Annotated in this window: 24 protein-coding genes and 1 pseudogene; 10 read left to right on the plus strand and 15 right to left on the minus strand. The window is 46.0% G+C overall.

The features are described 5' to 3' along the window. Positions 1–34: 34 nt before the first annotated feature. From gndA to zwf, 3 genes are all read right to left on the minus strand, one after another. Entirely contained in the window at positions 35–1,453 is a 1,419-nt protein-coding gene (gene gndA / locus ACFVRY_RS18015; RefSeq protein WP_387501648.1) for an NADP-dependent phosphogluconate dehydrogenase, read from the minus strand. Positions 1,454–1,597: 144 nt separating this feature from the next. Further along, positions 1,598–2,263 carry a fructose-6-phosphate aldolase gene (fsa, locus tag ACFVRY_RS18020; RefSeq protein ID WP_387501650.1) on the minus strand — a complete coding sequence of 222 codons (666 nt, stop codon included), beginning with the start codon at positions 2,261–2,263 and terminating at the stop codon, positions 1,598–1,600. Positions 2,264–2,603: 340 nt separating this feature from the next. Beyond that, entirely contained in the window at positions 2,604–4,124 is a 1,521-nt protein-coding gene (zwf, locus tag ACFVRY_RS18025; protein WP_387501651.1) for a glucose-6-phosphate dehydrogenase, read from the minus strand. 179 nt (positions 4,125–4,303) lie between these two features. Between zwf and ACFVRY_RS18030 the strand changes: the two genes are divergently transcribed. Beyond that, entirely contained in the window at positions 4,304–5,182 is an 879-nt protein-coding gene (locus tag ACFVRY_RS18030) for a LysR family transcriptional regulator (RefSeq protein WP_387501652.1), read from the plus strand. A 183-nt stretch (positions 5,183–5,365) separates the two neighbouring features. Here the strand turns inward: ACFVRY_RS18030 and ACFVRY_RS18035 are convergent, their stop codons facing one another. After that, a complete protein-coding gene (locus tag ACFVRY_RS18035; protein ID WP_387501653.1) occupies positions 5,366–6,064 on the minus strand; it encodes an SDR family oxidoreductase in 699 nt (232 codons plus the stop codon). Between the two features lie 226 nt (positions 6,065–6,290). On the opposite strand from ACFVRY_RS18035, the gene ACFVRY_RS18040 reads away from it, so the two are divergent. After that, positions 6,291–6,857, plus strand: coding sequence for a TetR/AcrR family transcriptional regulator (locus ACFVRY_RS18040; protein WP_387501654.1), 567 nt, complete (start codon positions 6,291–6,293; stop codon positions 6,855–6,857). A gap of 34 nt (positions 6,858–6,891) precedes the next feature. After that, the gene (locus ACFVRY_RS18045) at positions 6,892–8,397 is read left to right on the plus strand and encodes an IMP dehydrogenase (RefSeq protein ID WP_387501655.1); all 1,506 of its coding nucleotides are present in this window, start codon (positions 6,892–6,894) and stop codon (positions 8,395–8,397) included. 107 nt (positions 8,398–8,504) lie between these two features. On the opposite strand, the gene ACFVRY_RS18050 is transcribed toward ACFVRY_RS18045, so the two are convergent. Beyond that, positions 8,505–9,356 carry an alpha/beta fold hydrolase gene (locus tag ACFVRY_RS18050; protein WP_387501656.1) on the minus strand — a complete coding sequence of 284 codons (852 nt, stop codon included), beginning with the start codon at positions 9,354–9,356 and terminating at the stop codon, positions 8,505–8,507. Between the two features lie 266 nt (positions 9,357–9,622). Here ACFVRY_RS18050 and ACFVRY_RS18055 point away from each other — a divergent pair, with 266 nt between their 5' ends. After that, entirely contained in the window at positions 9,623–10,222 is a 600-nt protein-coding gene (locus ACFVRY_RS18055; RefSeq protein ID WP_387501657.1) for a DUF4062 domain-containing protein, read from the plus strand. Positions 10,223–10,356: 134 nt separating this feature from the next. Next, entirely contained in the window at positions 10,357–10,632 is a 276-nt protein-coding gene (locus ACFVRY_RS18060) for a HesB/YadR/YfhF family protein (protein WP_387501658.1), read from the plus strand. Between the two features lie 68 nt (positions 10,633–10,700). Here the strand turns inward: ACFVRY_RS18060 and ACFVRY_RS18065 are convergent. After that, positions 10,701–10,939 (minus strand): annotated as a pseudogene (locus ACFVRY_RS18065) (indolepyruvate ferredoxin oxidoreductase subunit alpha). Positions 10,940–11,155: 216 nt separating this feature from the next. Between ACFVRY_RS18065 and ACFVRY_RS18070 the strand changes: the two are divergent. Next, positions 11,156–11,806, plus strand: coding sequence for a helix-turn-helix transcriptional regulator (locus ACFVRY_RS18070; protein ID WP_387501659.1), 651 nt, complete (start codon positions 11,156–11,158; stop codon positions 11,804–11,806). A gap of 9 nt (positions 11,807–11,815) precedes the next feature. Further along, positions 11,816–12,070 carry a DUF1450 domain-containing protein gene (locus ACFVRY_RS18075; protein WP_387501660.1) on the plus strand — a complete coding sequence of 85 codons (255 nt, stop codon included), beginning with the start codon at positions 11,816–11,818 and terminating at the stop codon, positions 12,068–12,070. 126 nt (positions 12,071–12,196) lie between these two features. Here ACFVRY_RS18075 and ACFVRY_RS18080 read toward each other — a convergent pair whose 3' ends face one another. Together ACFVRY_RS18080 and ACFVRY_RS18085 are read right to left on the minus strand one after the other, a co-directional pair. Continuing rightward, entirely contained in the window at positions 12,197–12,553 is a 357-nt protein-coding gene (locus ACFVRY_RS18080; protein WP_387501661.1) for a HesB/IscA family protein, read from the minus strand. Positions 12,554–12,566: 13 nt separating this feature from the next. Next, a complete protein-coding gene (locus ACFVRY_RS18085) occupies positions 12,567–13,532 on the minus strand; it encodes an NAD(P)/FAD-dependent oxidoreductase (protein ID WP_387501790.1) in 966 nt (321 codons plus the stop codon). A gap of 658 nt (positions 13,533–14,190) precedes the next feature. Here ACFVRY_RS18085 and ACFVRY_RS18090 point away from each other — a divergent pair. The 3 genes from ACFVRY_RS18090 (at position 14,191) to ACFVRY_RS18100 (ending at position 16,852) form a co-directional block, all read left to right on the plus strand. After that, entirely contained in the window at positions 14,191–15,429 is a 1,239-nt protein-coding gene (locus ACFVRY_RS18090) for a sensor histidine kinase (protein WP_387501662.1), read from the plus strand. Then, positions 15,422–16,123, plus strand: a complete 702-nt coding sequence (locus ACFVRY_RS18095) for a response regulator (protein ID WP_387501663.1) — start codon at positions 15,422–15,424, stop codon at positions 16,121–16,123. The genes ACFVRY_RS18090 and ACFVRY_RS18095 overlap by 8 nt, the downstream gene beginning before the upstream one ends. Before the next feature lie 207 nt (positions 16,124–16,330). Then, on the plus strand, positions 16,331–16,852 hold the full coding sequence (locus tag ACFVRY_RS18100) for a CcdC protein domain-containing protein (RefSeq protein WP_387501664.1): 522 nt from the start codon (positions 16,331–16,333) through the stop codon (positions 16,850–16,852). A 567-nt stretch (positions 16,853–17,419) separates the two neighbouring features. On the opposite strand, the gene ACFVRY_RS18105 is transcribed toward ACFVRY_RS18100, so the two are convergent. The 7 genes from ACFVRY_RS18105 to bioB all read right to left on the minus strand — a co-directional run bounded on the left by ACFVRY_RS18105 (position 17,420) and on the right by bioB (position 26,331). Next, entirely contained in the window at positions 17,420–20,527 is a 3,108-nt protein-coding gene (locus ACFVRY_RS18105) for an MMPL family transporter (protein ID WP_387501665.1), read from the minus strand. Positions 20,528–20,546: 19 nt separating this feature from the next. Next, positions 20,547–21,548, minus strand: coding sequence for an NADP-dependent oxidoreductase (locus tag ACFVRY_RS18110; RefSeq protein WP_387501791.1), 1,002 nt, complete (start codon positions 21,546–21,548; stop codon positions 20,547–20,549). Positions 21,549–21,907: 359 nt separating this feature from the next. After that, complete coding sequence (locus ACFVRY_RS18115; RefSeq protein ID WP_387501666.1) at positions 21,908–22,234, minus strand: ArsR/SmtB family transcription factor; 327 nt, start codon at positions 22,232–22,234, stop codon at positions 21,908–21,910. Positions 22,235–22,499: 265 nt separating this feature from the next. Continuing rightward, positions 22,500–23,366 carry a malonyl-ACP O-methyltransferase BioC gene (bioC, locus tag ACFVRY_RS18120; protein WP_387501667.1) on the minus strand — a complete coding sequence of 289 codons (867 nt, stop codon included), beginning with the start codon at positions 23,364–23,366 and terminating at the stop codon, positions 22,500–22,502. Further along, positions 23,356–24,144 carry an alpha/beta fold hydrolase gene (locus tag ACFVRY_RS18125; RefSeq protein ID WP_387501668.1) on the minus strand — a complete coding sequence of 263 codons (789 nt, stop codon included), beginning with the start codon at positions 24,142–24,144 and terminating at the stop codon, positions 23,356–23,358. The genes bioC and ACFVRY_RS18125 overlap by 11 nt, the downstream gene beginning before the upstream one ends. After that, positions 24,141–25,319, minus strand: a complete 1,179-nt coding sequence (bioF, locus tag ACFVRY_RS18130; protein ID WP_387501669.1) for an 8-amino-7-oxononanoate synthase — start codon at positions 25,317–25,319, stop codon at positions 24,141–24,143. The genes ACFVRY_RS18125 and bioF overlap by 4 nt, the downstream gene beginning before the upstream one ends. A gap of 13 nt (positions 25,320–25,332) precedes the next feature. After that, positions 25,333–26,331: a biotin synthase BioB gene (gene bioB / locus ACFVRY_RS18135; RefSeq protein WP_387501670.1), complete on the minus strand. Its 999-nt coding sequence runs from the start codon at positions 26,329–26,331 to the stop codon at positions 25,333–25,335. Positions 26,332–26,333 lie beyond the last annotated feature (2 nt).

Raw genomic sequence — 26,333 nt, forward strand, 5'->3', positions numbered from 1 at the left:
GGGATTTTATCTATTTGCAACCATCCGTTATATCTTATTCGTTGTTGTCCATCCATTGGAAGTGGAAGCTGCCTTCTTTATCTACACGTTCAAAGGTATGGGCACCGAAGTAATCACGTTGTGCCTGAAGCAGGTTCGCCGGAAGTCTTTCCGTACGGTAGCTATCATAGTATGCCAATGCAGAAGTGAAGGCCGGAACCGGAATTCCGCGGGTAACAGCAATACTGATAACCTCTCTCCAAGCCTGTTGATAATTTTGTACGATCTCAGCGAAGTATTCGTCGAGCAGCAAGTTTTTGAGTGCCGGATCACGATCATACGCATCCTTGATATTTTGCAGGAATCTTGCGCGAATGATACAGCCCCCGCGGAAGATCATCGCAATGCTGCCATAGTTGAGGTTCCAGTTGTATTCCTCGGAAGCCGCACGCATTTGAGCAAAACCTTGCGCATAGGAGGCGATTTTGCTGGCATACAATGCTTTACGGACCGCTTCAATAAATTGTTCTTTATCACCAGTAAAGCCTGCTGCCGAAGGACCACTTAGCTTCTGGCTTGCTGCGACGCGCTCTTCCTTCATGGCAGAGATAAAGCGTGCAAATACGGATTCTGTAATAATGGACAAGGGTACGCCAAGATCCAAGGAGCTTTGACTGGTCCATTTGCCGGTTCCTTTTTGACCTGCGGAGTCCAGAATGACATCCACCATAGGTTTGCCGGTCTCAGGGTCCTTCTTAGCGAAAATATCTGCCGTAATCTCGATGAGATAGCTATCCAGCTCGCCTTTATTCCATTCTGAGAAGATCGAATGCAATTCCTCTGCGCTCACGTTCAGCACATCTTTTAAGAGGTGATACGCTTCGCCAATCAGCTGCATATCGCCGTATTCGATTCCGTTGTGCACCATCTTCACATAGTGGCCCGCACCATCTTCACCAATGTAAGTGGAACATGGGTCCCCGTTCACTTTAGCAGAGATTGCAGTCAGAATCGGTTCCACCAATTCATACGCACTCTTTTGTCCGCCTGGCATAATCGCCGGGCCTTTCAACGCGCCTTCTTCCCCGCCGGATACGCCAGCGCCGATGAAGCGGAAGCCTTGGGCTTGCAGGTCTTTATTTCTTCTTTGGGTGTCAGGGAAATAAGCATTCCCGCCGTCGATCAGAATATCCCCTTGATCCAGGTAAGGCAGCAATTGATTAATCGTGCTGTCTGTAGCTTCGCCTGCTTTGACCATGATCAGAATTTTACGAGGCGCCTCCAGGGCTTGCACGAACTCTTCAACACTATAAGTACCGACAAAATTTTTGCCTGGTGCTTCCGCAAGCAATTCTTTTGTTTTATCTGCTGAACGGTTGAACAATGCCACAGAGAATCCTTTGCTTTCGATGTTGAGTGCCAAGTTTTTCCCCATTACTGCCAAACCAATTACACCAATCTGCTGTTTTTTCATGTTCACTTCTCCCCCAATGTTACTTCTGCTCAGATGCAGAACCTGCTGATAAGCGTTTGTTCAGCACCTCTTTTTGTTCTTCAAAACGTTAGTGCGTTAGAATAATCAAATCAAATTTAACACTCACTTGTGACTTACTTCTTCTTACTGAACTGATTTCTTCCAGTCCGCAGCAAATTTCTCCAGCCCTTGATCAGTCAGTGGGTGCTTGGACAGCTGTTCAATAACAGCGAAAGGAATGGTCGCAATATGTGCACCTGCCAGTGCTACACGTGTAACGTGGTCCGGATGGCGAACGGAAGCCGCAATAATTTGGGCATCCAGTTGATGAATGCGGAACAATTCAGCGATCTTCACAATCAATTGCACACCGTCTTCAGAGATATCATCCAGGCGGCCCAGGAATGGTGATACATACGTGGCACCGGCACGAGCAGCGAGCAGCGCTTGGTTCACGGTGAAGATCAGCGTAACGTTGGTTTTCACGCCTTTTTTAGTGAGGTAACGGCAGGCTTCCAGTCCTTCAAGCGTCATTGGAAGTTTAATGGTAATGTTCTTATCATTGTTGTTGATCTTGATCAGTTCATTCGCTTGGGCGATCATTTCTTCAGCCGTTACCGCATCAGGGGTAACTTCCGCAGATACCGATTCGACCTCAGGCACTTCACGCAGGATTTCAGCGATACGATCCTCGAACTTCACGCCTTCTTTGGCAACCAAAGACGGGTTGGTGGTTACGCCAGAAAGAACACCGATTTTGTAGGCTTTCTTGATATCTTCCACATTTGCTGTATCGATAAAAAATTTCATTTGAATAACCTCCGTTTTTGGGTGTAGTGTGTTAAGTTGACTATTCTCTGAGAAAACGCTGCTGCCAAGTGTAAATAGCGGCATTTTTGTATGTTATATCTTCAGAATCCGGCCCTGTAAGGTATTTTTCGCAAAACAAGCTACAATAATGCTCTTAATTCCTCATTTCACCTAAAAACAAGAAATATAAGATACAAAAATGCTGTTAATTGGGAATTCCATGTCTTTGATGATCTTTATGAAGTCCAGGGGGACAAAAGCGATCGAAAGACCATCTTCACCGACGAGGCGCCGGATCTTATGTTTGAATCTTAAATTCATCTTATTTAGCGGTGCGCCTTTAAACCAGCGACTCCTCTTTCAGCGTCTTACTCTCTTGCTTCGCGCTATCATCGAACCACCAATGGAATCCATCCTTGGCTAACAAAGCATCCGATTCAGCAGGACCACAGCTTCCTGCGGCATACAGTTGAAGAGGAACCATGTTCTCTTCGTAGGCATCAAGAATCGGCTGTACCCACTCCCAGGACAATTCGACTTCATCCCAATGGGCGAAGAATGAAGGATCTCCCTGCAGGGCATCATGAATCAGATTCTCATAAGCTTCGCGGCCATCACCGCGTCCTTCCGGCAATTCTACTTGAATCGGGCTAAACTCCCCTGCAGGTTCAAAGGCTGGCCCTTTAAATTGCAGCGTAATTCCTTCGCCGGGGCTCATCTCCAGTACCAGCAGGTTCGGAGCTTTGCTCTTCTCAGCAGTTGCAGCCAATTGCGTAGCTTCCTCTTGGAATTCCACTACGATTCTCGTAGATTTGTCCATCATTCGTTTACCGGTGCGGATATAGAAAGGTACACCCTCCCAGTCGCTATCATTAATCTGCAATCTCGCAGCAATGAAAGTATCATTCATAGAGTCCGGCGTGATGCCTGGCTCTGACGTGTAACCGGCAACCGGCTTGCCTTGAATACTGCCTTCCTTATATTGCCCCCGAATGATACCAGCAGCAGCACTGTGCTTGTGCAGCGGCTCCAGAGATTTCATTACCCGTTTCTTGTGAAGATGTACCTCATTTACCTCATCAGCGCTCACCTTATCCGGAATATGAATGGCAACCATCATGAGCAGCTGGAGCATGTGGTTCTGGAACATATCTCTGACCGCACCGACATGATCGTAATAACCCGCTCTCTCTTCAACGCCTACCGTCTCGCTTGCCGTAATCTGTACATTGGCCACTTTCCGATTGCTCCATAGCGCCTTAATCTCAGGATTGGCTTGATGTAGCGCTTCGAGCTTCTGCACGACCGGCTTACCCAGATAATGATCGATTCTGAAAATTTCAGATTCAGCAAAGGCAACACTTAATTTCTCATTCAGAACTCTAGCGGATTTCAAATCATGACCAAAAGGCTTCTCAATCACAAGACGCTTCCAGCCCTCATCCGAACCAAGTCCGTTGTCCTGAATTTGGGCAGCAATGGTTTCGAAATACTCAGGTCCCACCGACAGATAAAAGAGACGGTTCGGCTCAAGGCTAAGCTCTTCTTCCCGATGCTCAATGAGCTTCAGCAGCTTCTGATAATCTTCCTTTTTGCCTATATCCAACGTGCAATAGCGAAATGCTTCTAGAAATGCCTGTAAAGCTGCTTCATCTTGAGGGGCTCTTCTGGAGAAATCCCTAAGCGACTGCTCTACATTCTTTTTAAAGGTCTCATCCGACCACTCTCTTCTTCCCAGACCAATCACCGACAATGGTGAGGCCAGTTTATGATCAATAAATAAATTAAAAAGGGCCGGGTATATTTTTCTCTTGGCTAAATCGCCTGTTGCTCCAAATAAAACAAGGGTATGTGAATCCATGTCATCTCTCCTTCCAATAGCGCCACTGCATATCTGAGATATGCTAGTGGAACCGCAACTGCACTTTGAGTCATTCTGACAACTTTTAAGCAGTGGTTTCTCTTCTTTAGTTCCACTATAATACTTTTAGGAGCTATACATGTAATTAATAAATTTCACAGGAGCTATAAACACCATCTATGACTAATAATTATGAGTTATATAAGGTTTTTTATTGGGCCGCAAAGACGGGAAGTTTGACGCAAGCAGCCAAAGCATTGTATCTTACCCAACCCAGCGTCAGTCATGCGATTAAGCAGCTTGAGCAGAATTTTGGGATTACTCTTTTTTACCGCAACTCCAAAGGTGTCTCTCTAACCCAGGAAGGCACCATCCTCTATTCTTACATTGAACAGTCCCAGGTGCTGATCTCCATGGCCGAAGAAAAGATGGCTGCGCTGAAAAATCTGGACAATGGCGAACTGCGAATCGGCGGAAGCGATTCTTTGTTCAAGCATTATTTGCTTCCTTATCTGGAAGACTTCCATAAGAACCATCCGGGGATCAAGCTCCACCTGAACCACGGAACAACGCCGGAGGTTATGACATTTTTAAAAGAAGGCACCATTGATCTGGGTGTTGTCCGTCTCCCTATCGCTGACCCCCAGCTTGAAGCCAGAGAGACCATCCAACTGCAAGATTGCTTTGTCGCCGGCCCGCAATATGCCATTTTAAAAGATGTCGTTCTATCCGTAGAAGTATTGCTTCAATACCCCGTGATCCTCTTCTCACGTAATAGCCGGGCACGGATGGCGATTACGGAGCTATTCCAGAGCTATGGCTATACGTTAAAGCCTGAGATTGAGGTCGGAAGTGTAGATCTGCTCATTGAGTTTGCGCGCAGGGGACTCGGAATCTCATATGTGACCAGAGAATTTGTAGCGAAAGAACTGGAGGAAGGTTCTCTGTTCGAAATCCAATTAGATATTACTCTCCCCCCTACTCATGTCGGAATCATGACCATGCGTAATATGCCTCTAACCCAAGCAGCCAGCAAATTCATCAAGCAGGTCCAGTAATCATCTGCACATAAAAAACTGCGCCTCAAAGCTAGTTTTTCACTCTAACTTTAGGGCGCAGCTTAAGGTTATTACTACTGAAACGAATTTGACAATTTGAGACTTATCGTTCTAGAAAAGGGCGCAGATTGTTACGGAATCACAGCGTGAAAACAGCCCTGAGTCATCTTCTGGAAATAATCCTTATTTAAATTGCGGATACAGCCCCGAGAGTTCACCAGAGAGTCCGGCCTTCACCTGTTTGCTGATATCGTCAGCAACGATCTCATAAAGTCCCGCTTCAACCCCGTCAATGGCAATCTTCGCAATATCTTTCGGATCGGCCTTGGGTGCATTAATGCCAGCAGTCATATCTGTATCCATAAAGCCGACATGCAGGCCAGCTACTCTAATGTTCTTGTCCGCCAAGCTCAGACGAAGCGCATTAGTCATTCCCCACTCAGCTGATTTCGCCGAAGAATACGCAGCATCAGCTCCAATGCTAAACCAGGATAATACCGATAGAATATTCAGAATCGTACCGCCGCCGTTCCCTTCAATAACTGGTGCAAAGGCGCGAATCATGGAGAGATTGCCGAAGAAATGCGTATTGAATTCCAGATTAATATCTTCGAGTGGCCCTGTCAGCAGATCTGTCTTAGTGGAAACTCCTGCGTTATTGATCAGCAGTGTCACATCTCCTGCCGCCTTTGCTGCAGCAGCCACCGACTCCGGATTGGTAATATCAAGCTGAACCGGGATAACCCCAGGGTAATCAATTGTTTCCGGATTACGGGCACCTGCATATACCTTGGCTCCTCTGTCCAGCAGTTCCAATGCCAGCTTCTTGCCGAGTCCCCGGTTAGCACCACTGATCAGTGCGACTTGTTGTGAGATATTCATTGTAGCTTGCTCCTTTATCATTTATTTATTTTTAATCATTGCCTGTTATTCTGAATCCATTCAATTGATGTATTATCCCTCCCTTTAAATATTGTGATCATAATATATTTTACTCATCATATTTGTCAATCCCTATATCTGAGAATATCCTGATCTCAAATTTTATTTGACATCTTTTATTATGATCAGTATAATTCTCTAAAATTTCAACGAAGGACTGACCGCCATGCCTTACCCCGAAGGACATAAAGAAAGGGTTCGCAAAGAGATTATAGAAAGCGCAGGGATTGCCTTTCGTGTAAACGGAATACAGGCTACCAGCCTTCCTATTATTATGAAAGGGGCGGGACTGACACATGGCGGATTCTATGCGCACTTCAGCAGCAAAGAGCAGCTGCTCTCAGAAGCTTGCCATCATGTTGTAAGTGAAACGCTGGAGCTTCTTGGACAGATTGCCGACAAGGAATCTCACGGATACAAAATCAATGCTGTTATCGACTATTATTTAAGTACATTTCACCGGGACGATGCGAAGACAGGCTGCCTCTTCCCCATTCTCACCAGTGAAATAACGAGGTCTTCGCAGGAGATTCGCTTGATCTATAACCGTGAGCTGAACCGATTTATTGACTTTATTGCTAATGTGTCTGGGAAAAACACATCAGCAAGCAGTGCGCTTCTTAGTACAATGGTCGGCACTCTTATGTTGGCCCGCTCGGTTGTTAATCTTAGCGAGAGTGACAAAGTTCTTGAGGCCGGCAGACAGCAGGCCAAAGCCATGATAATGGATTGAATTGACTTTTAAAACCGGAGAGGGGATTTACCAAGTGGCCTATTATTATTCAGAACCTTCACGTACATTCAGTGAGTATTTGCTCGTCCCGAACTTGACTACAAAAGACTGTACACCTGACAAAGTGGATCTAACTACGCCGATTGCAAAATTCAAACGCGGAGAGAAGTCTTCTCTAGAGATTAAAATTCCTTTTTCTTCTGCTGTTATGCAAGCCGTATCTGATGACCGGCTGGCGGTTGCACTTGCCCAGAATGGCGGGATCTCCTTCTTATTCGGCTCCCAGTCCATCAGCAGCCAAGCGGAAATGGTGCGGAAAGTGAAAGCGTTCAAAGCAGGCTTCGTCATCAGCCGCTCTAACCTTAAACCACAGGATACACTTAAAGATGTACTGGAGCTAAAGGAGCAGCATGGCCACTCCACCATTGCTATAACGGAAGACGGAACAGCGACTGGTAAGCTGCTAGGAATCGTTACAGGGAGAGATTACCGGATTTCGCGCGATCCACTAGACAAACCAGTAAGTGAATTTATGACACCATTTGAAACATTGATCTGCGGCAAAGTCGGCATGACCTTGAAAGAAGCCAATGATCTGATCTGGGAACACAAACTCAATTCATTACCGCTCATTGATGATAAGCAAAATCTGGTCTACCTGGTCTTTCGCAAGGACTATGACAGAAACAAGGAGTTTCCGAATGAGCTGCTGGATAGCGAAAAAAGCTATATTGTCGGCGCAGGTATTAACTCCCGTGACTATAAAGAACGGGTTCCCGCTTTGGTTGAAGCCGGCGTAGATGCGCTTGTTATAGACTCTTCCGACGGTTATACAGAGTGGCAGGCAGAGACGGTTCAATATGTAAAAGAGAACTTTGATGTCGTCATCGGTGCCGGCAACGTGGTGGATCGTGAAGGATTCCGTTACCTGGTTGGAGCCGGTGCTGATTTCATCAAGGTAGGTATTGGCGGCGGCTCCATCTGCATTACGCGCGAGCAGAAAGGTATTGGACGGGGACAAGCCTCTGCTGTACAGGAAGTTGCCCAAGCCAGAGACGAATATTATGCGGAGACCGGTATTTATGTTCCGATCTGTTCGGATGGCGGGATTGTGCATGACTACCATATTACACTTGCCCTTGCCATGGGTGCAGACTTTGTGATGCTCGGCAGATACTTTGCCCGCTTTGATGAAAGCCCTACGAAAAAAGTGAAGATTGGCGGCAACTTCGTCAAAGAGTACTGGGGAGAAGGATCGAATCGGGCACGTAACTGGGAAAGATACGATACCGGCGGCAAAACTACACTATTATTCGAAGAAGGTGTAGATTCTTATGTTCCTTATGCAGGCACCCTGCGTGAAAACTTGGATAAATCGCTGGGAATTATCAAATCGACCTTCTGTAACTGCGGGTCTTTATCTATCCACGATCTGCAAGAAAGAGCGCGTATTACCCTCGTATCTGCAACGAGTCTCGTAGAAGGCGGAGCGCATGATGTCATCCTGAAAGAGAATACTTCTACCTTTCATGTGGATTGATTGAGAATTGTAAAAAAACATAACGGTATGCTAAAAGAGCAAGGCTTCTATCGCTTTCACCGATAGGGCCTCTGCTCTTTTTTTAATTCATTTGCTGCTCTTGTATCTTATTTTGAGTTGCTTGATAAGAACGGCAATATCCGGGGTGTCTGCCGGATCAGAACATGACCGTATTCCGGAAGCAGCTGAATGTTAGCATGAGGCAGCAGGCTGGATAGCCGGGCTGCGGTCTTTTGCGAATGAAGCATAACATCCTTTTCCCCGGCAATTAAGAGAACAGGCATGGTCAAGCGATTAAGCTCCTGATCTGTGAAGATCGGGATCGTCTCTGAGCGAAAGCGGAAATGGCGGGCGATAATCTTCGTATTTTGCAAAGACTCTTCCGGAAGCTCCACAATTCCATTTACAAGCCGCGAGACCTTGTCTCTCCCCTTCTCACCCATGAGCAAAAACGGCATGGCCTTGAAGAGGAACAACGCCCGCTGAGGCCCAATGCCGGAAGGCGACAACAGCACAAGCTTCTCCACCTTCTCCGGATGCTTCACGGCATAATTAACAGCCATCCAAGCCCCTAACGAGATTCCGATCAGTGTTGCTTGTTCAAGCTGTAATCCGCGCAGCACATCGTCCATCCATTCGGAATACGCCGGACTCTTTAGCGAATGCTGTATGTCTTCACTCTTTCCGGGATCACCTGGAATATCAGCGGCATATACCCTGTAGCTCTTGGAATAATGCGCGATATCCCCTACCCACATGGTGGCGTTGGAACCTGACCCGTGCAAAAGAATAAGCGGTGGTGAAGATTTCGCTCCGCTGGCGATAATATGTGTTTTTCCATGGCGTGTGTTTAAATACAATTCTTCATAAGGAACCGTAAGCTTGGTAAGCAGTTGATGATATATATTCAGAACAGCAGCTTTCCCTGCTTCCGTTTTGTACAAGGATTTTTGATCCATGAAATTTCCACCTCTATTGGAGTTAGTACAGGTATAGAACAACCCTATTGATTTTATAAGTTTAGATTGTTATCAGTACACTATGATCATAGTAACATATGATATTATTACTGTAAACGAAGCTAGTAAAACACAATATCATAACTACAACTGCTCACTTATCAAATTCAAAATAGATATCTGTCGCTTCAATAAACCATTCAATTGACGCAGAAAGTCATCCAATGCTACGATTTATACTAAATTTTATGTAATACAGGTGGCTTATGACCAAAAAACTGCAAGTCTTCATTTCATCTACTTTTGACGATTTAATAGAAGAACGACAAGCTGCTGTGCAGGCTGTGCTCAGAGCGGGCCACATCCCTGCGGGTTTGGAACTGATTTTGAAGGATAATCAAACACAATTGATCGAGCGGTGGATTCAGGAGTCGGATATCTACATTCTGATTCTCGGAGGCTCGTATGGTCTAATGCTTCCGGATGAATCCAAGAGCTATACCCACTGGGAATTTGAGTATGCCGGAGAACTCGGTAAGCCTAGATTTGCTTTTGTCCTTACAGATGATGCCTTAAGACAGAAGCCATACGATTTTGTCATGATGGAGAACTATCCGAAATTCCAGGCCTTTAAGGAATCCGTGGTTAAGCAAGTTCCTGTCTTTCATATTGAAGTCGGACAGCACATTCATATGGTGATTAAGGACAAGCTGCCAGAGTATGCAAGAAGAGAGGATTTGCCTGGTTGGGTATCGGGCAAAGCCATTCCGGATGTACAGAGACTTGTTGAAGCAAATGCAGATTTATTAAGAGAAAACGCCCGATTACATGCTGAGTTAGACAAACACAAAAGGGAAGAGCGATGAACCATCCCCTTCCCTTAAGCCTCATTTCCCCCACGGGTTGACAGAATGATCATTTTTCAACATAATTTACATACATAAATGTTTAATATATTTAAAAAATAAAGAGAGACGCAACAAACAGGGGGGAACCATACATGAAGCTTACGGTTACAGAGGCGGCAGTGCATTGTTTTACGGCGGAGTGGGATTTCCAGCAAGGGGATTTCATACGAATTTTCGTACGGTATAGCGGGGGTGGAGAAGATGCCTTTGCTTTTGGAATTATGAAGGCAGACCCTCAAGATATGAGTATCAGCTATGAGTCAGGCGGAATTACCTTTTTTATGGTTGACAATGATACTTGGTATTTGGACGGGAAGGAACTGACCATTGATAGCATTAATGATGAAATTACGTTTATCCGAAACTGAATAGGAACAGCGATAAAAAAAGGCCGGGGCATCATGCTCCGGCCTTTTCTAGTATAACGACTAACCGTTTACTTGGTTCTGAAAAACTCCGCTGTCTTATCAATATATTTTAAATAGTGCTCTGGTAAATCTTCCTCATAGAAAACAGCACTCACCGGGCACTCCACTTCGCAAGCTCCGCAATCAATACATAGATCGGGATTAATGAAGAATTGGTCATCTCCTTCTACGATGCAATCGACAGGCACACATTCACGCAATCTGCCGCTTTTTCATTAATACACGCTTCTGTTATTACAAATGGCATCTAGCTGGCTCCTCCCTACTTTTTTATGTAATGCTACGTTAAGAATATACTCCCATTTGAATACTTTTTCAGTATATATGTATATTAAGTTTAATATATAGTATTATTTATCCTCTTCTTCACTCACACTTAATTAGACATACTAAATAAATTAGCATATAATATTTTGGATATAGCATTTACAAGCACACACTACTTTACGGAAGGTGATCATAGATGACTACCCCAGATGTGATACAACAGCTTCCGACTAGGGAAATTATACTCCATCTTCTTAAAACCAAAGGAGACATGAGTACCAAGGATCTCACCGATGAGCTCGGAATAACCATCATGGCGGTTCGCAGGCATATACAATCACTTGAGCGTGATAATCTTATATCTTCTAGAATGCTCCGGCAAACATTAGGCAGGCCAACCACTGTGTACCATTTAACCGAACAAGCAGGCGGTTTCTTTCCCAAGAACTACCACACACTGACTGTGGAGCTACTGACTGAACTGGAGGAGCATTTTGGACCAGAGGCCGTTGAGAAGCTTTTTGACAGTCGTAAGAATAAATTGATTGAAAAATATGGCGAGACCATGAAGGAAAAAGATATCGCTGAGCGCGTAGAGGTCTTAGCCCATATTCAAAATGAAAACGGCTATATGGTTGAGCTGGAGAAGGTCAGCGAGGATGAGTTCTTGTTGACGGAACATAATTGCCCGATCGAACATGTTGCTACCAAATTCAAAAACGTCTGCCATTGTGAATTAAAAATGTTCCAGTCTTTGCTCGGCGATGCCGAAATTAAAAGATTGGAATGTTTGGGAGAAGGCGGACAACGTTGCACGTATTCTATTAAAAAGCAAAACTTACAGTAGGTGATCATTATGTCATTAGGACTTGTTGTAGTTGAAGTATGCACCCGAAATTCCATCGCTGCGCTTCCCCTGGAAGATTTAGAGGACGAATTTCCTGAAGTTGCGGTTATGAGAACGGATTGTTTGACGATGTGCAATATGTGCCGGGCTGTCCCCTACGTGATGGTCGGCAATAAAAGAGTTCACGCAAAAACACAAGATCAGTGCCTTGAATTAGCTAAAGAAGCTATTGCTGAAGAGATAAAGGCTTTCTGGGAAGCATAAGCAGCTAATTCTATCGGATACTTGAAAATAAAGAGTGGAAATCAATAAGTCCCCTTAGCAGTTTTTTAGCTTAAGGGGACTTATTTTTATATACATACCTCGGGCTTCACTCACTGGATGCCATCCTTAATCACACTTTTGGCGCTTCCCTCTATAAGTCGCTGTTCTAAAACTTGCACCACAGCCGCATGTCGTTCTGGCATTAGGATTGTCTATCGTAAAACCGCCAACCATGCCTTGATTTGTATAATCAATCTTTATACCCTCCAAAAACTCGATGCTCCGTTTATCCCATGCGACGTTAAAGCTTTCATATTGCAACACTTCATCTTCATCCATCAACTCATCGTCTAGCTTAAGACTGTAAGACAATCCGCTGCATCCACCGTCCTCAATACCTACTCGGAGAAAAAGATTGGAGCCTTCATTCTCACGGATCATCTGTTGAATAGCCGATTGCGCTTCTTCACTAACTTCGATCATCCTGATCACTCCCCTATAATTTTAAATTACTGCTATGTCCCGGCGATAATCTCGCAGTTGGATCAATGTATACTTTGGCATTATTGACAGCAGTAGGTGCTTCACCGAAGCCCACAGCGATCAACTTTACTTTTCCCGGATAAGTGGTAATATCACCTGCAGCGAAAATCCCCGGTATGCTTGTTTCCATGCGGGTGTCGACAACAATGGAGCCTTTCTGCACGTCCAGCCCCCATTCGGCAATCGGTCCAATGGAAGACACAAAACCAAAGTTAACAATAAGGGCATCGCATGAAATGCTCAGCGTCTCCCCTGTTTTGCTCAAGTGAACTGCAATCTCCTCAATTCGCTCATCCCCATGTAATTCCATGATGTCTGCTGAAGTGATAACCTTGACCTTCGAGGCCATCAGCTTCGTTACACTATGTTCGTGCGCCCGAAACTTGTCTCGTCTATGTATCAGTGTGACCTCTTTGGCAATCGGCTCCAGCATAAGTGCCCAATCCACTGCCGAATCTCCGCCTCCATTGATGATGACGTGCTGATTAGCAAATTGCTGGAGATCCTTCACAAAATAATACAAGTTCGTGCCTTCATACCGCTCGGCATTCAACAAATCTAAACGCCGCGGCTCGAACGCTCCAACGCCTGCAGTCACAATAACAGACTTGCTGAAGTGAATGGATTTATTCGTAATAATCTCGAAATGGCGCTCATCTCTCTTGATGACTTGTTGAACCTTCTCTTCCAGACAGATCTCTACAGGGAACATACTCATCTGTTCCTCTAAATTTTGTGTAAGCTGTGCTGCCGTAGTTTTAGGAAAACCAGCAATATCATATATAAATTTCTCTGGATAGAGCGCGATCGGCTGGCCCCCCAATTGTGGCATGCTATCAATGATTTTCACACTGGCTTGACGCATCCCCGCATAAAAAGCTGCGAACATCCCTGCCGGCCCTCCGCCAATAATCGTCATGTCTGTGGTTTCTGTGGGTTCTGTTCGTTCTGTGGTTGCTGTAGTTTTGGTTTGATCGTTTACCAAGATGTTCTCCACTTCCTTTTACGATATTAAAAATACTTTATATATTATAATATATAATAAATATAAATACTATATAGTCTTAGTTTTCATATCCGCTCCCACACAGGAAGTTTGCTATATTGAGGCCTTGCAATATACTTTCTGATGTTGATAATCATCGGGGGCGGACCCCTGAGTGACGTTGAAGCCTTCTTTTACTGTTTCCCTAGACTTTTTAAAGACAATAAATGACACTCTATTCGCAATTAAGAGCATTTTTGCCCCCCTAACAGTCAAAACACAATGCTGCTATCTAGGGCGTATCTGAAAACTAGATATTGCTTCATAAGCGAAAACGTAGCATAATTTCACAGGAATGAATCATAAGGAGATTGTGAAATTATACTAAGACGCCACGAAATCAACGACGAGGACTGGCAATTTCGTGGAATTGCAACACGCTTAATGGGCAGTTAAATGCAGTGATATCTTCTTGATTAAGTAGGGTTACAACGAAGACGTTTTGCCAGATAGAATCTCTGCGTAACAATTCGCCCGCTGTGATAGAATTGAGAGAAATTGCTTTTAGTCTATACCGGAAGGGAAATTGCTGATGAAATCTTTGTCCTATAGCAGGGGTTATATGGCCGTGAGTATTGCTCTGATCTATGTCTGCATTCAAATGCTTCCCGATGCGCCTGCAGCCCGGTGGGCGACGATCGGACTATGCCTCTTGTATGTCGCGGGGTTAGGCGCTGTTTTTAAGCTCTCTTCGCTACGCGCCCTGTCTCTGGTATTTGCCTTGCTATATGGTGCGGCGCTCGCTTACGGTTTTTTCTTCAAGGATCAGTTTTCCCTGCTCTTAATCCTGCAGGGGTTTCTTACCAGCTTTATTGCCCTCAAACTCCCGGACTTGCTTTCTGCACTAGAAGCAGGGACTTTCCTGATGATTACCTTTGTCCTGCTCGTTTATGATCGAGACTATACATGGGTGTCGCTACTTCGGCAGGAACTGTTCATTCATATCGGTTTGTACGCTTTGATGCGCATGGTTCGGATCAATCGGGGTCGGGATATAGAAAGGATGGAGCATGCAGAAGAACAGCGTCGTAATGCGGAGGCGCTGACCGTTGTCCACGCCGAACTTGCGCAGACGCATGACCAGCTTCGGCGGGCGCACGAGGAACTTGAGCGGGCGACGCTGCAGTCGCTACGTTATGCGGTGCTTGAAGAACGGAGCCGGATCGCCCGGGATATTCACGACAGTATCGGGCACCGGCTGACGTCTGTCATTGTGCAGCTCCAGGCCTTGCCTTACGTGCTGAGAAACGATGAAGCTAAGTCGGCGGAAATCGTGAAAAATGTACTAGGGGTCGCACGCAGCTGTCTGCAGGAGGTACGTACGGTCGTGCACAATATGGGTATGGATGAGACCGGGGCAGGAGCCGTTTCGCTGCGCAGTCTAGTGCAGCAGACCACATCATCATTTGATCTGGACATTACTCTGGACCTGGACGAAAGCGAAGATCAGGATACCTGGCCGCTCGATACTGCCGTCGTGCTGTACCGCTGTCTTCAGGAGGCGCTGACAAACACCATCCGCCATGCGCAAGCGAAACGGGTTGAAGTTTCTATAAAGCGGAGCGGAGAAGAAATAATGCTTCATTACCGCGACGACGGAGAGCTTGCATCTGGTAGTGATTTGCATGAAGGCTTCGGGTTAAACGGCATTCGCAAGCGCTGTGCGGAGGCGGGAGGACGTTGTGAGATCGGAGCGCAGGAACCACACGGTTTCGGCATGAATATTTGGCTGCCTCTGGTAGCACTGAAGGAGAAAGAAACGTATGGATAAAGCGCGTATTTTGCTGGTGGACGATCAACCGCTTGTCAGGCAGGGCATAAAATATATTATTGGGGCACAGTCCGACATGGAGGTGGCCGGCGAAGCGGGCAACGGTCTCGATGCTGTGAGACTGGCGCAGGAGACCATGCCGCATCTCATTCTCATGGATGTGCAGATGCCCGAGTTAGACGGGATTGAAGCAACCCGGCGTATTCTGGCGCAGCAGCCGGACTGCCGGATCGTCATTCTGACAACGTTCGATACAGAAGAGTATGTTTATGAAGGGATTCGTGCGGGAGGAATCGGCTACCTTCTCAAGGACACGGAACCGGAAGAGCTGCTGATGGCCATCCGCGCTACGCTGCGAGGCGAGGTCATCTTCCGGACCGCACTTGCCGCAAAGCTGATCGGGCAGGTATTTCAGAAGCTGCAGGCAGATGCCGCTGCGAAAGCCGGCGTTGAAACATCGGAACACGGAGGAGACACAGAGGGAGACTTGTCTTTGATCCAGGCTTTTACCAACCGTGAACTAGAGGTGCTCCAGCAGATGGCCTACGGCCTGCGAAACGAAGAAATTGCCGCGAAGCTGTTTGTCAGCGAAAGCACAGTCAAGACTCATGTCCATCGTATTCTGCAGAAATTTGACGTCCAGGATCGTACGCAGGCGGTCGTCTACGCTATCCGAAATGGAATCGTTAAGTAGGTATTTCTCATGAGCAAGGGCCGGTAAATGCCGGTTCTTTTTTTATGGATCCAGGACTATGTAAAACAATCATTCACTCGTCTATCCACCTGCAGATTGATTCGCGCGGACAGCAGAATCCATCCACCGATGGACGCGGTACCTCCTTAAGTTCGGTAAGATGAAGACATCCCAAAACGAAACAACAACCAAGGAGGAACTCAATAAATGACAAATAGTACCTGGATTTCCATCTTCGCCACTTTTGCAGTAATCGTATTCAGCACTTTCGGACGTAAATCCTTTAACGGCATTCGTCTTCTCATTCCTGTCGGCATCCTCGGATACTTCGGCGCCACTTACCTGAAGGATGTGCCGACCGGCGGCAACAACGGCTGGCTTCTTGCAGCATCTATCCTGATCGGCGCTCTGATCGGCGCCGTGCTGATTCCCCTCGCCAGTGTCGAACGTGATAACAAAGGTAAAACGTATGTAACAACCGGTATTGCTAGCGTTGCCGTAATGGCAATTGCTTTCATTCTGCGTATTGTACTGGTCGAATGGGTAACACATCATATGGAGAAGGCTTATCTCTATTCGGTTCAGCATCATTTTGACCTGAATTTAATTGCACCGGCATTCGTCCTGATGGCTATAGCCATGGTAGTGGTTCGAATCGGCGGTGTAGTTGTTAAAGTAAAGCGAGTAAAAATCGGTGCGGAGCTCCAGGATCAGCGCGTGTTAAACTGAGGTATGAAATCCGTTAATTCCGGCACCATGTACGTATCTATGTACTCTATATCACCATCACTATAGTGGCAAAGTAAAAACCCGCGCTTAACGCGGGTTTTTACTCCATTTCCCCAGTAGTAGCGAGCATTAGGATTCTCCTCAAAACTAACTATTCGTTCCGATTTTGATTTGCAGCCTGTGCTGTGCGGGATTCTTGATGGGGCAGAAATAGGTCTGATCGGGAGGGTGGCAAAGCCGCTTTTATGCGATAGCCCACTATCGACCGGAAGGATGACCCCTGTAATGAATTCGAGCGTATATCGAATCCCAAAATTCCACATTTTGCATCCCGCCCAAGTCCAATACGAAAGATCCTTGGGCATGTGATTTTCACGACTATAAAGAACGTCATGTACTTGGAATGTTTTTCCAACAAACTCAAGCAATTTCGTGGAATTGCAACACGCTATGACAAACTCTCACGAAATTTTTTGAGCTTTGTTTTTATTGCCTCCGCTATAAACGACCCAACCCACTTTCCCCATCATACTCATATTTGTCTAGTTTTATTGATTTAGCCGGTTTTTATTGATCAGTCTTTTTCTTGAACAATGACGTTGTAGAAAGACTAATAAACGCTGGTAAGAACAGAGGCAGAAGCAACAAGGCCAGTAAAGCCAAAGCAATAATAACTGCCGTAGCCAACTGCAGCAAGGTTAAGACGCCTGATGGAATCATAGCGGCAAACGTGCCTGAAAGAATAAAGACCGCCGAGATAATTACCCCACCCGTGTGCTTCATGGCTTCATAGATCGCTTGACGCGGATTTCGATCCTTATACTCCAGATATCGCATGATCAGGAAGATACTATAATCCACTCCCAAAGCGATGATCATAATGAACGAGAAGAACGGAATGGTCCAGGTCAGATCTTTATGACTTGTGAATGTACCGAAGATCCATTCTGTTGCTGCCAATGCCGTAAGATACGCCAGTACCAACGAAATGATCGCCCCGAGCGGAATCCAAAAGGACCGCGTGATAATCACCAGGAAGATGAATATCCCAATGAGCATAATAACCGCTGTCTTCGTAAAATCTCCCGTGGACATCGTATTGAGATCCTGGTTCTGCGAGGATATTCCCCCAATACCGTATTCAGCCTTGGCAAATTTGGACTGCTGAAGCAATTGGTCAAATCTGTCCTTAATTTGCTTTACAGTCTCCATCGCATGCGAGGAATAAGGATCTTCCTTCAGAAGAATGGTCCACTGGGCTTCATGTCTGTCCGAAGACATATACGTATCCAACGACTTGGCGAAGTCTGCTCCCGTACGCACCTCTTCTGGAATAAAGAAGGTCTCGGAGGCGCCTGTTCGAACAACTTCGTTCAAGTAATTAGTCGTGCTCGTCAATCCATCAGAAATTTTCTGCAATCCGTTCACACTATCCCCTAGCCCATTTTTCAGCTGAGGAAGGTTACTTGCTAAATTACTCAGTCCTTTATTTAACTCCACTTGCCCCTGTACGATGCTACTCATTCCTTCTGCTAGAGCAGGCATCTTGCTTGTAACCTGTTTCTGCCCCTCACTACCTTGAGTAAGACCATCTTGCAGTTTGGCAGCACCGGTCTCCAATTGTACAGATCCTTGTCTGATCTTATCCTGCCCGAGCTGAATTTGCTGCATGCCCTGCTGAACAGTAACCAATTGACCGTTCACGATATTGAACTGTTGATTTAATTGGTTCATCCCTTGGCTTAGTTTTGCCAATTGTTCACTAAGTGCTGCTGACGTGCTCTTCAATACTACAAAGTCAGAGCTATTCTTCAAGTCATCATTGGAATCTTCCAAGCGGCCGATGGTATCGTTCATGCCTCTAGAGACTGCTAAGATACTATCGAGCGACTTCTTGATATTGTCATACTGTGCGTAGAGTGTATTATATCCCTCTGTAATTTTGGGGAAACCGGAGCTTATCTTGGCTGTTGACTCATTCAGCTTCACTAAGTTTCCATTCAGACTGTGTAAGCCCTGTTTCAACTCCCCTGCTCCAACCGTTCCTTTCTCCAGCCCAGCAGAAATCTTATTCAATGCTGTAATGGACTGATTAATTCCTTCTTGCACCTTCTTGGTACCAGTAACCAAATCATTCACTTTGCTGAATTGATCCAGCGGAACAGTTGCCAGCTTATCCACTGCGCCAGATAATCCATCCTTAATCGTGCCAATTCCGCCATTCGCTTTTCCAATACCTTCACTTAGTGAGGCGGACTGATCAGTGGTATATAGTTCTTTGATTTTCTCGCCATGAGGCCGGGTCGCGCTAAATACTTTATCTACGCCATCAATAGAAGTTAATTGCTCGGTGACCCTGTCGATAAAAGCCAAATTGTCTGAAGAATTAAGGGACTCTCCAGTCTTCAGGACCACCGTTGTCGGAGAGGCCTGACCCGCCGGAAAATGATCATAAACAATATTAATTCCTTTGACGGACGGGTATGAATCTTTGATCTCGTCCAGCGAGTTGTAGCTCAAATGCCCGGAGTAGAACAGAGAGATAGGCACCGCAATCACGATTGTAATAAGAATCCCCCAAATGGGGCGTTTTACAGCAAAGCCTGTGATACCAGAGATCAGTTTATTTCCGTTATGTTCACCGGCTGCTTTGGAAGGCCAGAAGCTTATGCGGCCCAGAAGTCCCATAAATATCGGTACAATCGTGAACAAGGCCAACAGCAAGATTCCTACACCGATGCCGACTGCTGACGCTGATTTGAACAATTGGAATTCAGCCAGTCCCAGACTGCTAAAGCCGATCAGTACCGCTATGCCGCTATATAATACGGTCCGGCCTGCGGTTTTGTAGGTATGAATAATGGCCTCCAATGTGGATTCCTGCCGGGACAACTCTTCTTTGAATCGCATAAATAAGAGAATGATATAATCTGTGCCAATTCCGAAAAGGACCAGTATCAAGAAAATTTGCGTAAATCCGGAGAATGGAAAATTGAGCTTATCGACTAACTGTGTTACGATACCTAACGAGATTAGGAAGGTTATTCCCACGGTAACAAGCGAAATAAGCGGAGTCACCGGTGAGCGGAAGATTAAGATCAGAACGACGATAATGAAGACGACTGCAACACCTTCTGTTTTCTTAACACCGGCTTGGGTGGTCTTGACGAAATCCTCCATAATCAGATCAGATCCAGTTAGATAATGTTCCACCTGCACAGGGGCTAATTTGTCCATCAGAAGATTTCTGATCTCTTCTTTCGAGCGGTTGCCTATATCCACTGTGACCACAGCAAGAGCCGTAGTTCCGTCTTTAGAGCGAAGCTGCTCTTTCATATCCTCATTATCCGGTGACAAAATGGTACGAATACCTAAGTCCGCTTTTTGCTGCTCCAGCGTTTGGATTCCTGACCCAATCTGATCCATCTGCTCTGTATTCAGCTTATCCTTGCTATAAAAAACGGCGACGACTGACATTTCATTCGCGTTCTCTGCTTTTCCATTTAACTCGTGAATCAGCCGTTCTGCTTGTTTGGAAGAGTACCGCTCCGGAACACCGGCCTGACCCTTTTCGCGAACAAGCTGCTCCATATCCGGCATAAAATGAATCAACAAGGCTACAGCCACAATCCAAACTGCCACAATGGGCCATTTCCATTTCAATATCAGTTTCATTATTAGTCTCCCTTTGCAATCACTTTATTTTAACGACAACTTTTCCTTTGGCACTTCCGCCCTCCAAATATTTCAGCGCTTGCGCGGCATTGTTGAAATCAAACACCTTATCAATCACCGGCTTAATGTGGCCTTCTTCAATAAATTTCTTAATGATCTTTAACTGCGCTCCGCTTGGTTTCATAAAAAGGAAATGATAACTACTCTGAGTCTTCTTCTCGAGTGCAGTGAGTTTATGACTGGCGAAGGATAAAAGGGTTGTCTTCAACCAGCCTAGCTGTGCTTCTTTCCCAAACCTTGCGTTAGGAAGACCGGAGACAGAGACGATTTTTCCATATGGCTTCAGGATCTGGAATGATTTCTCCAAGGCTTCGCCACCCAAGGTATCATACACAGCATCGTATCCCGTAAGCAGTTCTTCAAAATTCTCTTTCTTATAATTGATAACCTGATCGGCACCCATCAATTTGACCAATTCATATCCTTTATCACTTGCCGTCGTGGCGACAAAAGCACCCATTAATTTAGCCAGTTGGATAGCGAAGGTGCCTACACCGCCTGCTCCGGCGTGGATTAAGATCTTCTGTCCTTTTTGCAGCTTCAAAATATCGTGAAAGGCTTGATACGTCGTAAGTCCGACCAGCGGTATGGAGGCTGCTTCTACAAAATTTAGGTTCCGTGGCTTGGGTGAAATATCATCCTGATGAACGGCTATATACTCAGCTAAAGTTCCGATTCTGCCTTTGCGCGGTCGCCCGTACACCTCATCCCCAGGTTTGTAGTCTTTCACTCGGCTGCCAACTTTAGTGATCACTCCCGCAAAATCATTGCCTAAAATTAAAGGCATATCATACTTGAGCAGGAATTTTGCTTTTCCCCCTTTTACTTTAAAGTCGATAGGATTCAAGCTGGCTGCGTGAATTTCAACCAGTACATCATCTTCTCCAATCTCAGGCATAGGTCTGTCTTTCATCAATAAAGGCACATCTTTTCCGTATTTCTCAATCAACATAGCTTTCATTTCTATCACTCCTATTAAGATCATAAGTTTAAACAAACGAACGAATAGCGCATCAATTTTAGTTTTGGCAACAGCATTTTGCTTTAAGACGAGTTTAAGGTTCTCACTTAAGGCTCGGTCGTCACTACGGTGAATGTTTGGACTTCCGGTCGCTGTTGTAGCCAGATTTCTTCTTTATAAACCGCTTTTAGCGGTTGAAATCTGGCTACAAAGGCGACCGCTAACGCTCCTACAGTTCCAAGCCTTCCCCTTCATTCCTTCTCGCTCTTTATTACTTTTTTTTTCGTCTTGTATAACATATGATCATTAGTTTAAACATATGGACCTATTATGCAAGAAAAACTTAGTTAAATCAATAACTAATTATTAATGTCTTGACACTGGGTTTCAATGGCCGCAATTAATGATTTGAGTTGCTCTAATGGTTTGCGAACAGTCAGGATATAGTGATTTTCTACACTCTTTTTCTCAAAACTAACATAACCAGACTGTTTCAACACCTTCAAATGATGGGAAACGGCAGGCCTGGACAAATTGATATGCTCCGCTATAGTGTTAACATTAAGTCCCATTTTATGCTGAGCAAGCAGTAAAATGATTGCTTGACGCTTCTCATCTGTCAGCACATCCAGCAAAGGAATACATTCTTTAAATTGTTCCACAATAAGCTCAGTCTCCTGGCACATACCACTCCCTCCCTTTCGTTGATCCGTTTAATTACATAAACATATTATAAACATCTTCTTAATAAAATCAAGCGCAAACTCGAGGTAGACAGGCACTTACTCTCTTAGTAGAGGTATACAAATTAAATTGAGTATCAGCATTTTTCATTAAAAAAAGTATTCACTATAGAAAAACCAATAACGGCAGCGGCGTCTGGAACATAAAATACAATGTTCTAGACGCCGCTGCCGTTATTGGACTGCTGTTGTCAGTTATAGAGCTTATTTACCCGTCTGCTAATGTTTGGATCAATAGAAGATCATAACTGGCAGCAACACCTCCCTGTATGCTGAACTTCTCCTCGTATTCCTTATACATGCTGGCGAATAGGCGGCGCGAACTGAGACCACGCACAGTAATAGCCTCAGAAGTGCTGGCTCCCATCGCTTTTACCGAGTGGAGAAAATCTCTTGCTGAAGCATACTTTTCCGTTTGCACCCAGCGTTCACAATGGATGCTTGAAAATTCTGCTTCCTTGAGTAAGCTGCTCCATTCATCGGTCGATAGAAAGCGCAATCCGTGCCGCTGCGGCTCCATTCCATTCACTCGATAAACTTCATTAAACGCCTCATGCATCTCGCAGAATGTGTCAGGCCCGAATGTCGTGAATAGTAGCGAGCCCCCTGGACGAAGCATCCGCCGAAGGTGACCCAGTGTTGGCCCAGGATTGCTCAGCCATTGAAAGCAGGCATTGGAGACAATGAGATCAAACGAAGCTGACTTAGCATCTGGCGCCCACATTTCAACATCCGCATGAAGAAAGTGTAAAGAATCCGAAGATTTTTTCCTGATGCCATTAAAATTCGTATCAGCTGATAGGAGACGTTGTTCAGCCAATTTGATCATCTCAGGCGCAATATCAAGGGCAGTAATACTAGCACTGGGCCATTCAGTGACTAACGTTTCGGTCAGCTTCCCCGTACCGCAGCCGATCTCCAGAATGTTAAGCCCGGCGATGTTACTTTTGTTCTTCAGCCCTAAGAAAGACTGTGCAAGCCGATCTGACATCAAACGCTGAATATGAGCGTGAGCGTCATACGAATTTGCATTCCGGTTAAATTGACGCCGGACATCACTTATCCTACTGCTCATGCCACCATCTCCTCAGTTCGTTAGCTATTTGATGTTCCCTCCCCAAGAACGGGGCATGTCCGCTGTCAGGTATCGTGAGTAAGTTTGCTTTGGGTAACTGGGCCATCAGCTCCAATGCAGCGCCATAAGAACAAATACGATCCTCCGTCCCGTGCACGAGAAATACCGGACAAGTGATACTCTTCAGTTGAGACAGGCACTCCTCGCTTCGCAAGATTTGAAGGCCTGCGATTAGCGCTGGGGTGGTCCAGCTACCGATTGGAGGAAGGCTTTCGGCAAGACCAGCCTCCCCTTCCGCCTCCGTAGAAATGAGCTGTCGGAACTTTGCTTCAACATCTTGTCGGTTCTGTGCGAGTCCTGCAATCATCTTCCTGACGTATACATCTGCCCAACCGAGGTCAGACTCCTCTCGCGACCTAGTAAATCGGGCCGTTGCCCCGAACAACACAAGGCCATCAGCGAGCCCTTTGATCGCTAGCTTCATTGCCAGTAAACTTCCGAGAGACCATCCTCCGATCAACAGCGAACTGCGAAAAGCCTTTGTTCTGCACGCCTCTCCATCTGGATACAGCAAATTGTTCACTGCTATTTCAGTCAGGAGTAGCATTTCCTCTGGAGAACCAGCATCACTGTAATCTACAGAAACATGCTGGAAATCTGGAAGTAACTCCCGAGTCACATCGAAAACCGCATCCGGCATCCCCCATCCGCACAACCATAATATAGTGCCGCTTGTCTTTGGATGAGCCTTCATTGAAATATCATCCAATCCAATCATGACTTCAACACTCCTAATCGAAGTCCGATACTGTGGATGCGTGCGGTTGCAAGGGCCAACTCCTGATTCGTATGAACGGCTGACAAGGAAAAGCGAATACGAGCTGTGCCCTCAGGCACAGTAGGTGGACGAATGGAAATCGCTGCAATTCCCTCTTCTTCAAGAGCTCCGCTGAAGCGTAATGCCGTATCGTTATCTCCAATGATTAACGGTACAATCGGGGAATCACCGGCACTTATGTTAAACCCGGCTTCGCCAAGCAAGGACCGAAATAACCTGCTAGCCGCATAAAGCCGTTCTCGGCGCCAGTGCTCCTCTTGAACCAACACCAACGCTTTTGAAATTCCAGCTACAATAGAAGGCGGCAACGCCGTTGAATAGATTAGTGGTCTGGTCTTGTTCACCAACCATCGGATTAATGTGCGGCTGCCACAAATATAAGCACCATAGACGCCGAAGGATTTGCTGAAGGTTCCCATATGTATATCTACATCATCCTTCAGCCCGAGCTCATAACATAATCCCTGGCCTCGCCCCCCGTAGATCCCCCCGCTATGTGCCTCATCCACCATGAGCATCGCTCCGTACTCGCGTTTGAGCGCAGCAAGTTCTCGCAATGGAGCCTGATCGCCATCCATGGAGAACACAGCATCTGTAACGATCAGCTTCCGCCGTTTATCACGATACTTTTCCAATAGTGTGCGCAAATGGTTCATATCGTTATGACGGTACCGGGCATGCTCCGCCCGGCTCAACCCGATACCATCCACAATGCTTGCATGGTTGAACTGATCGCTGAAAACAACATCTCCCCGGCCTACTAGTGCACTAATGACACCTGAATTCGCCATGTATCCATTAGCAAGAACCAGTGCAGCTTCGCAGTTCTGCCAATCAGCCAGTGCTTCTTCCAGACGGCTATAAGGACCCCGGTTACCTGTCACATGGCGTGAAGCACCTGAGCCAGCTCCCTCTGTAAGCAGCGCCTCGCGCATGACTTCAAGTATCGCAGTATGCTGGGAGAGTCCAAGGTAGTCATTGGAGGACAGGTTGAGTAGCACTTGTTCTCCGCGCAGCATGTAGCCGGGAGATCCGGATACGGAATGACTTGTACGCAAGGAACGCTCCAATGAAGCATCCGTCAATAACTCAAGTTCCTTTTCCATCCAGTACATGGTTGGCACCGCCTTAAAGGGCATTTAATTCAATCTCGAAGCCCAAATCCTCAATGATCTGATGATCTGCGGTAACGTCTTGACCTGCTGTCGTTAAATAGTCACCTACAAAGAGTGAATTTGCAGCGTACAGAGATAAGGGCTGCAGCGTACGAAGGTTGACCTCCCGGCCACCTGCCACGCGGATTTCTTTCGAAGGACAGATGAAACGAAGTAGCGCTAGTACCTTCAACGCTTTCATTGCCGGTGTACGGCCTGCATGTTCCAGAGGTGTTCCCGGTATCGCGTTCAGGAAATTGATTGGAATTGAATCCGCATCTAGTTCGCGGAGTGCATATGCCATTTCAACCATTTCTTGATCGGTCTCACCCATGCCGATAATGACACCAGAGCAAGGGGACATACCGTGTGTCTTTACCTTCTCTACGGTTTCAACACGTTGATCATAGGTATGGGTCGTCGTGATAGAGGGGTAGTTGGCCTTACTGGTGTTCAAATTGTGGTTGTAGCGATGTACGCCTGCTTCAGCTAGACGTTCGGCTTGATCGTCCTTGAGAATCCCCAGACATGCGCAAATTTTCAGTGGCATTGTATTACGGATCTCTCTGACCGCGTCCACCACTTGATCTAATTCCTTGTCTGTCGGACCTTTCCCGGACGCTACAATGCAATAGGTTCCGGCTTTGCGTGCCAGCGCTTCACGTGCACCTGATACCAGCGTCTCCTTATCAAGCAGGGTGTATTTTTCAACCGGGGCTGTCGAAACAATCGATTGCGAGCAGTAGCCACAGTCCTCAGGACAAAGGCCGCTTTTGGCATTGATGATCATGTTGAGCTTCACTTTTTTACCGTAAAAATGCTTTCTCACCTTAAACGCGGCCTGCATAAGCAGTAGGACCTCATCATTGTCGGCGCCTAGCACAGCAAGCCCTTCCTCTACCGTTAAACATTCTCCGTTCAAAGCTTTTTGGGCAAACGCTAGCCAATCCGTCTCCGCTGCAACTGTATTCATCT

The sequence above is a fragment of the Paenibacillus sp. NPDC057934 genome, assembly GCF_042887565.1.
In the GTDB taxonomy this organism is placed as follows: domain Bacteria; phylum Bacillota; class Bacilli; order Paenibacillales; family Paenibacillaceae; genus Paenibacillus_AQ.

Bases quoted from the DNA above. Each gene is read 5' to 3' on its own strand.
- gndA (WP_387501648.1), bottom strand. From the start codon at position 1,453: ATGAAAAAACAGCAGATTGGTGTAATTGGTTTGGCAGTAATGGGGAAA.
- fsa (WP_387501650.1), bottom strand. From the start codon at position 2,263: ATGAAATTTTTTATCGATACAGCAAATGTGGAAGATATCAAGAAAGCC.
- zwf (WP_387501651.1), bottom strand. From the start codon at position 4,124: ATGGATTCACATACCCTTGTTTTATTTGGAGCAACAGGCGATTTAGCC.
- ACFVRY_RS18030 (WP_387501652.1), top strand. From the start codon at position 4,304: ATGACTAATAATTATGAGTTATATAAGGTTTTTTATTGGGCCGCAAAG.
- ACFVRY_RS18035 (WP_387501653.1), bottom strand. From the start codon at position 6,064: ATGAATATCTCACAACAAGTCGCACTGATCAGTGGTGCTAACCGGGGA.
- ACFVRY_RS18040 (WP_387501654.1), top strand. From the start codon at position 6,291: ATGCCTTACCCCGAAGGACATAAAGAAAGGGTTCGCAAAGAGATTATA.
- ACFVRY_RS18050 (WP_387501656.1), bottom strand. From the start codon at position 9,356: ATGGATCAAAAATCCTTGTACAAAACGGAAGCAGGGAAAGCTGCTGTT.
- ACFVRY_RS18055 (WP_387501657.1), top strand. From the start codon at position 9,623: ATGACCAAAAAACTGCAAGTCTTCATTTCATCTACTTTTGACGATTTA.
- ACFVRY_RS18060 (WP_387501658.1), top strand. From the start codon at position 10,357: ATGAAGCTTACGGTTACAGAGGCGGCAGTGCATTGTTTTACGGCGGAG.
- ACFVRY_RS18070 (WP_387501659.1), top strand. From the start codon at position 11,156: ATGACTACCCCAGATGTGATACAACAGCTTCCGACTAGGGAAATTATA.
- ACFVRY_RS18075 (WP_387501660.1), top strand. From the start codon at position 11,816: ATGTCATTAGGACTTGTTGTAGTTGAAGTATGCACCCGAAATTCCATC.
- ACFVRY_RS18080 (WP_387501661.1), bottom strand. From the start codon at position 12,553: ATGATCGAAGTTAGTGAAGAAGCGCAATCGGCTATTCAACAGATGATC.
- ACFVRY_RS18085 (WP_387501790.1), bottom strand. From the start codon at position 13,532: ATGACGATTATTGGCGGAGGGCCGGCAGGGATGTTCGCAGCTTTTTAT.
- ACFVRY_RS18090 (WP_387501662.1), top strand. From the start codon at position 14,191: ATGAAATCTTTGTCCTATAGCAGGGGTTATATGGCCGTGAGTATTGCT.
- ACFVRY_RS18095 (WP_387501663.1), top strand. From the start codon at position 15,422: ATGGATAAAGCGCGTATTTTGCTGGTGGACGATCAACCGCTTGTCAGG.
- ACFVRY_RS18100 (WP_387501664.1), top strand. From the start codon at position 16,331: ATGACAAATAGTACCTGGATTTCCATCTTCGCCACTTTTGCAGTAATC.
- ACFVRY_RS18105 (WP_387501665.1), bottom strand. From the start codon at position 20,527: ATGAAACTGATATTGAAATGGAAATGGCCCATTGTGGCAGTTTGGATT.
- ACFVRY_RS18110 (WP_387501791.1), bottom strand. From the start codon at position 21,548: ATGAAAGCTATGTTGATTGAGAAATACGGAAAAGATGTGCCTTTATTG.
- ACFVRY_RS18115 (WP_387501666.1), bottom strand. From the start codon at position 22,234: ATGTGCCAGGAGACTGAGCTTATTGTGGAACAATTTAAAGAATGTATT.
- bioC (WP_387501667.1), bottom strand. From the start codon at position 23,366: ATGAGCAGTAGGATAAGTGATGTCCGGCGTCAATTTAACCGGAATGCA.
- ACFVRY_RS18125 (WP_387501668.1), bottom strand. From the start codon at position 24,144: ATGATTGGATTGGATGATATTTCAATGAAGGCTCATCCAAAGACAAGC.
- bioF (WP_387501669.1), bottom strand. From the start codon at position 25,319: ATGTACTGGATGGAAAAGGAACTTGAGTTATTGACGGATGCTTCATTG.
- bioB (WP_387501670.1), bottom strand. From the start codon at position 26,331: ATGAATACAGTTGCAGCGGAGACGGATTGGCTAGCGTTTGCCCAAAAA.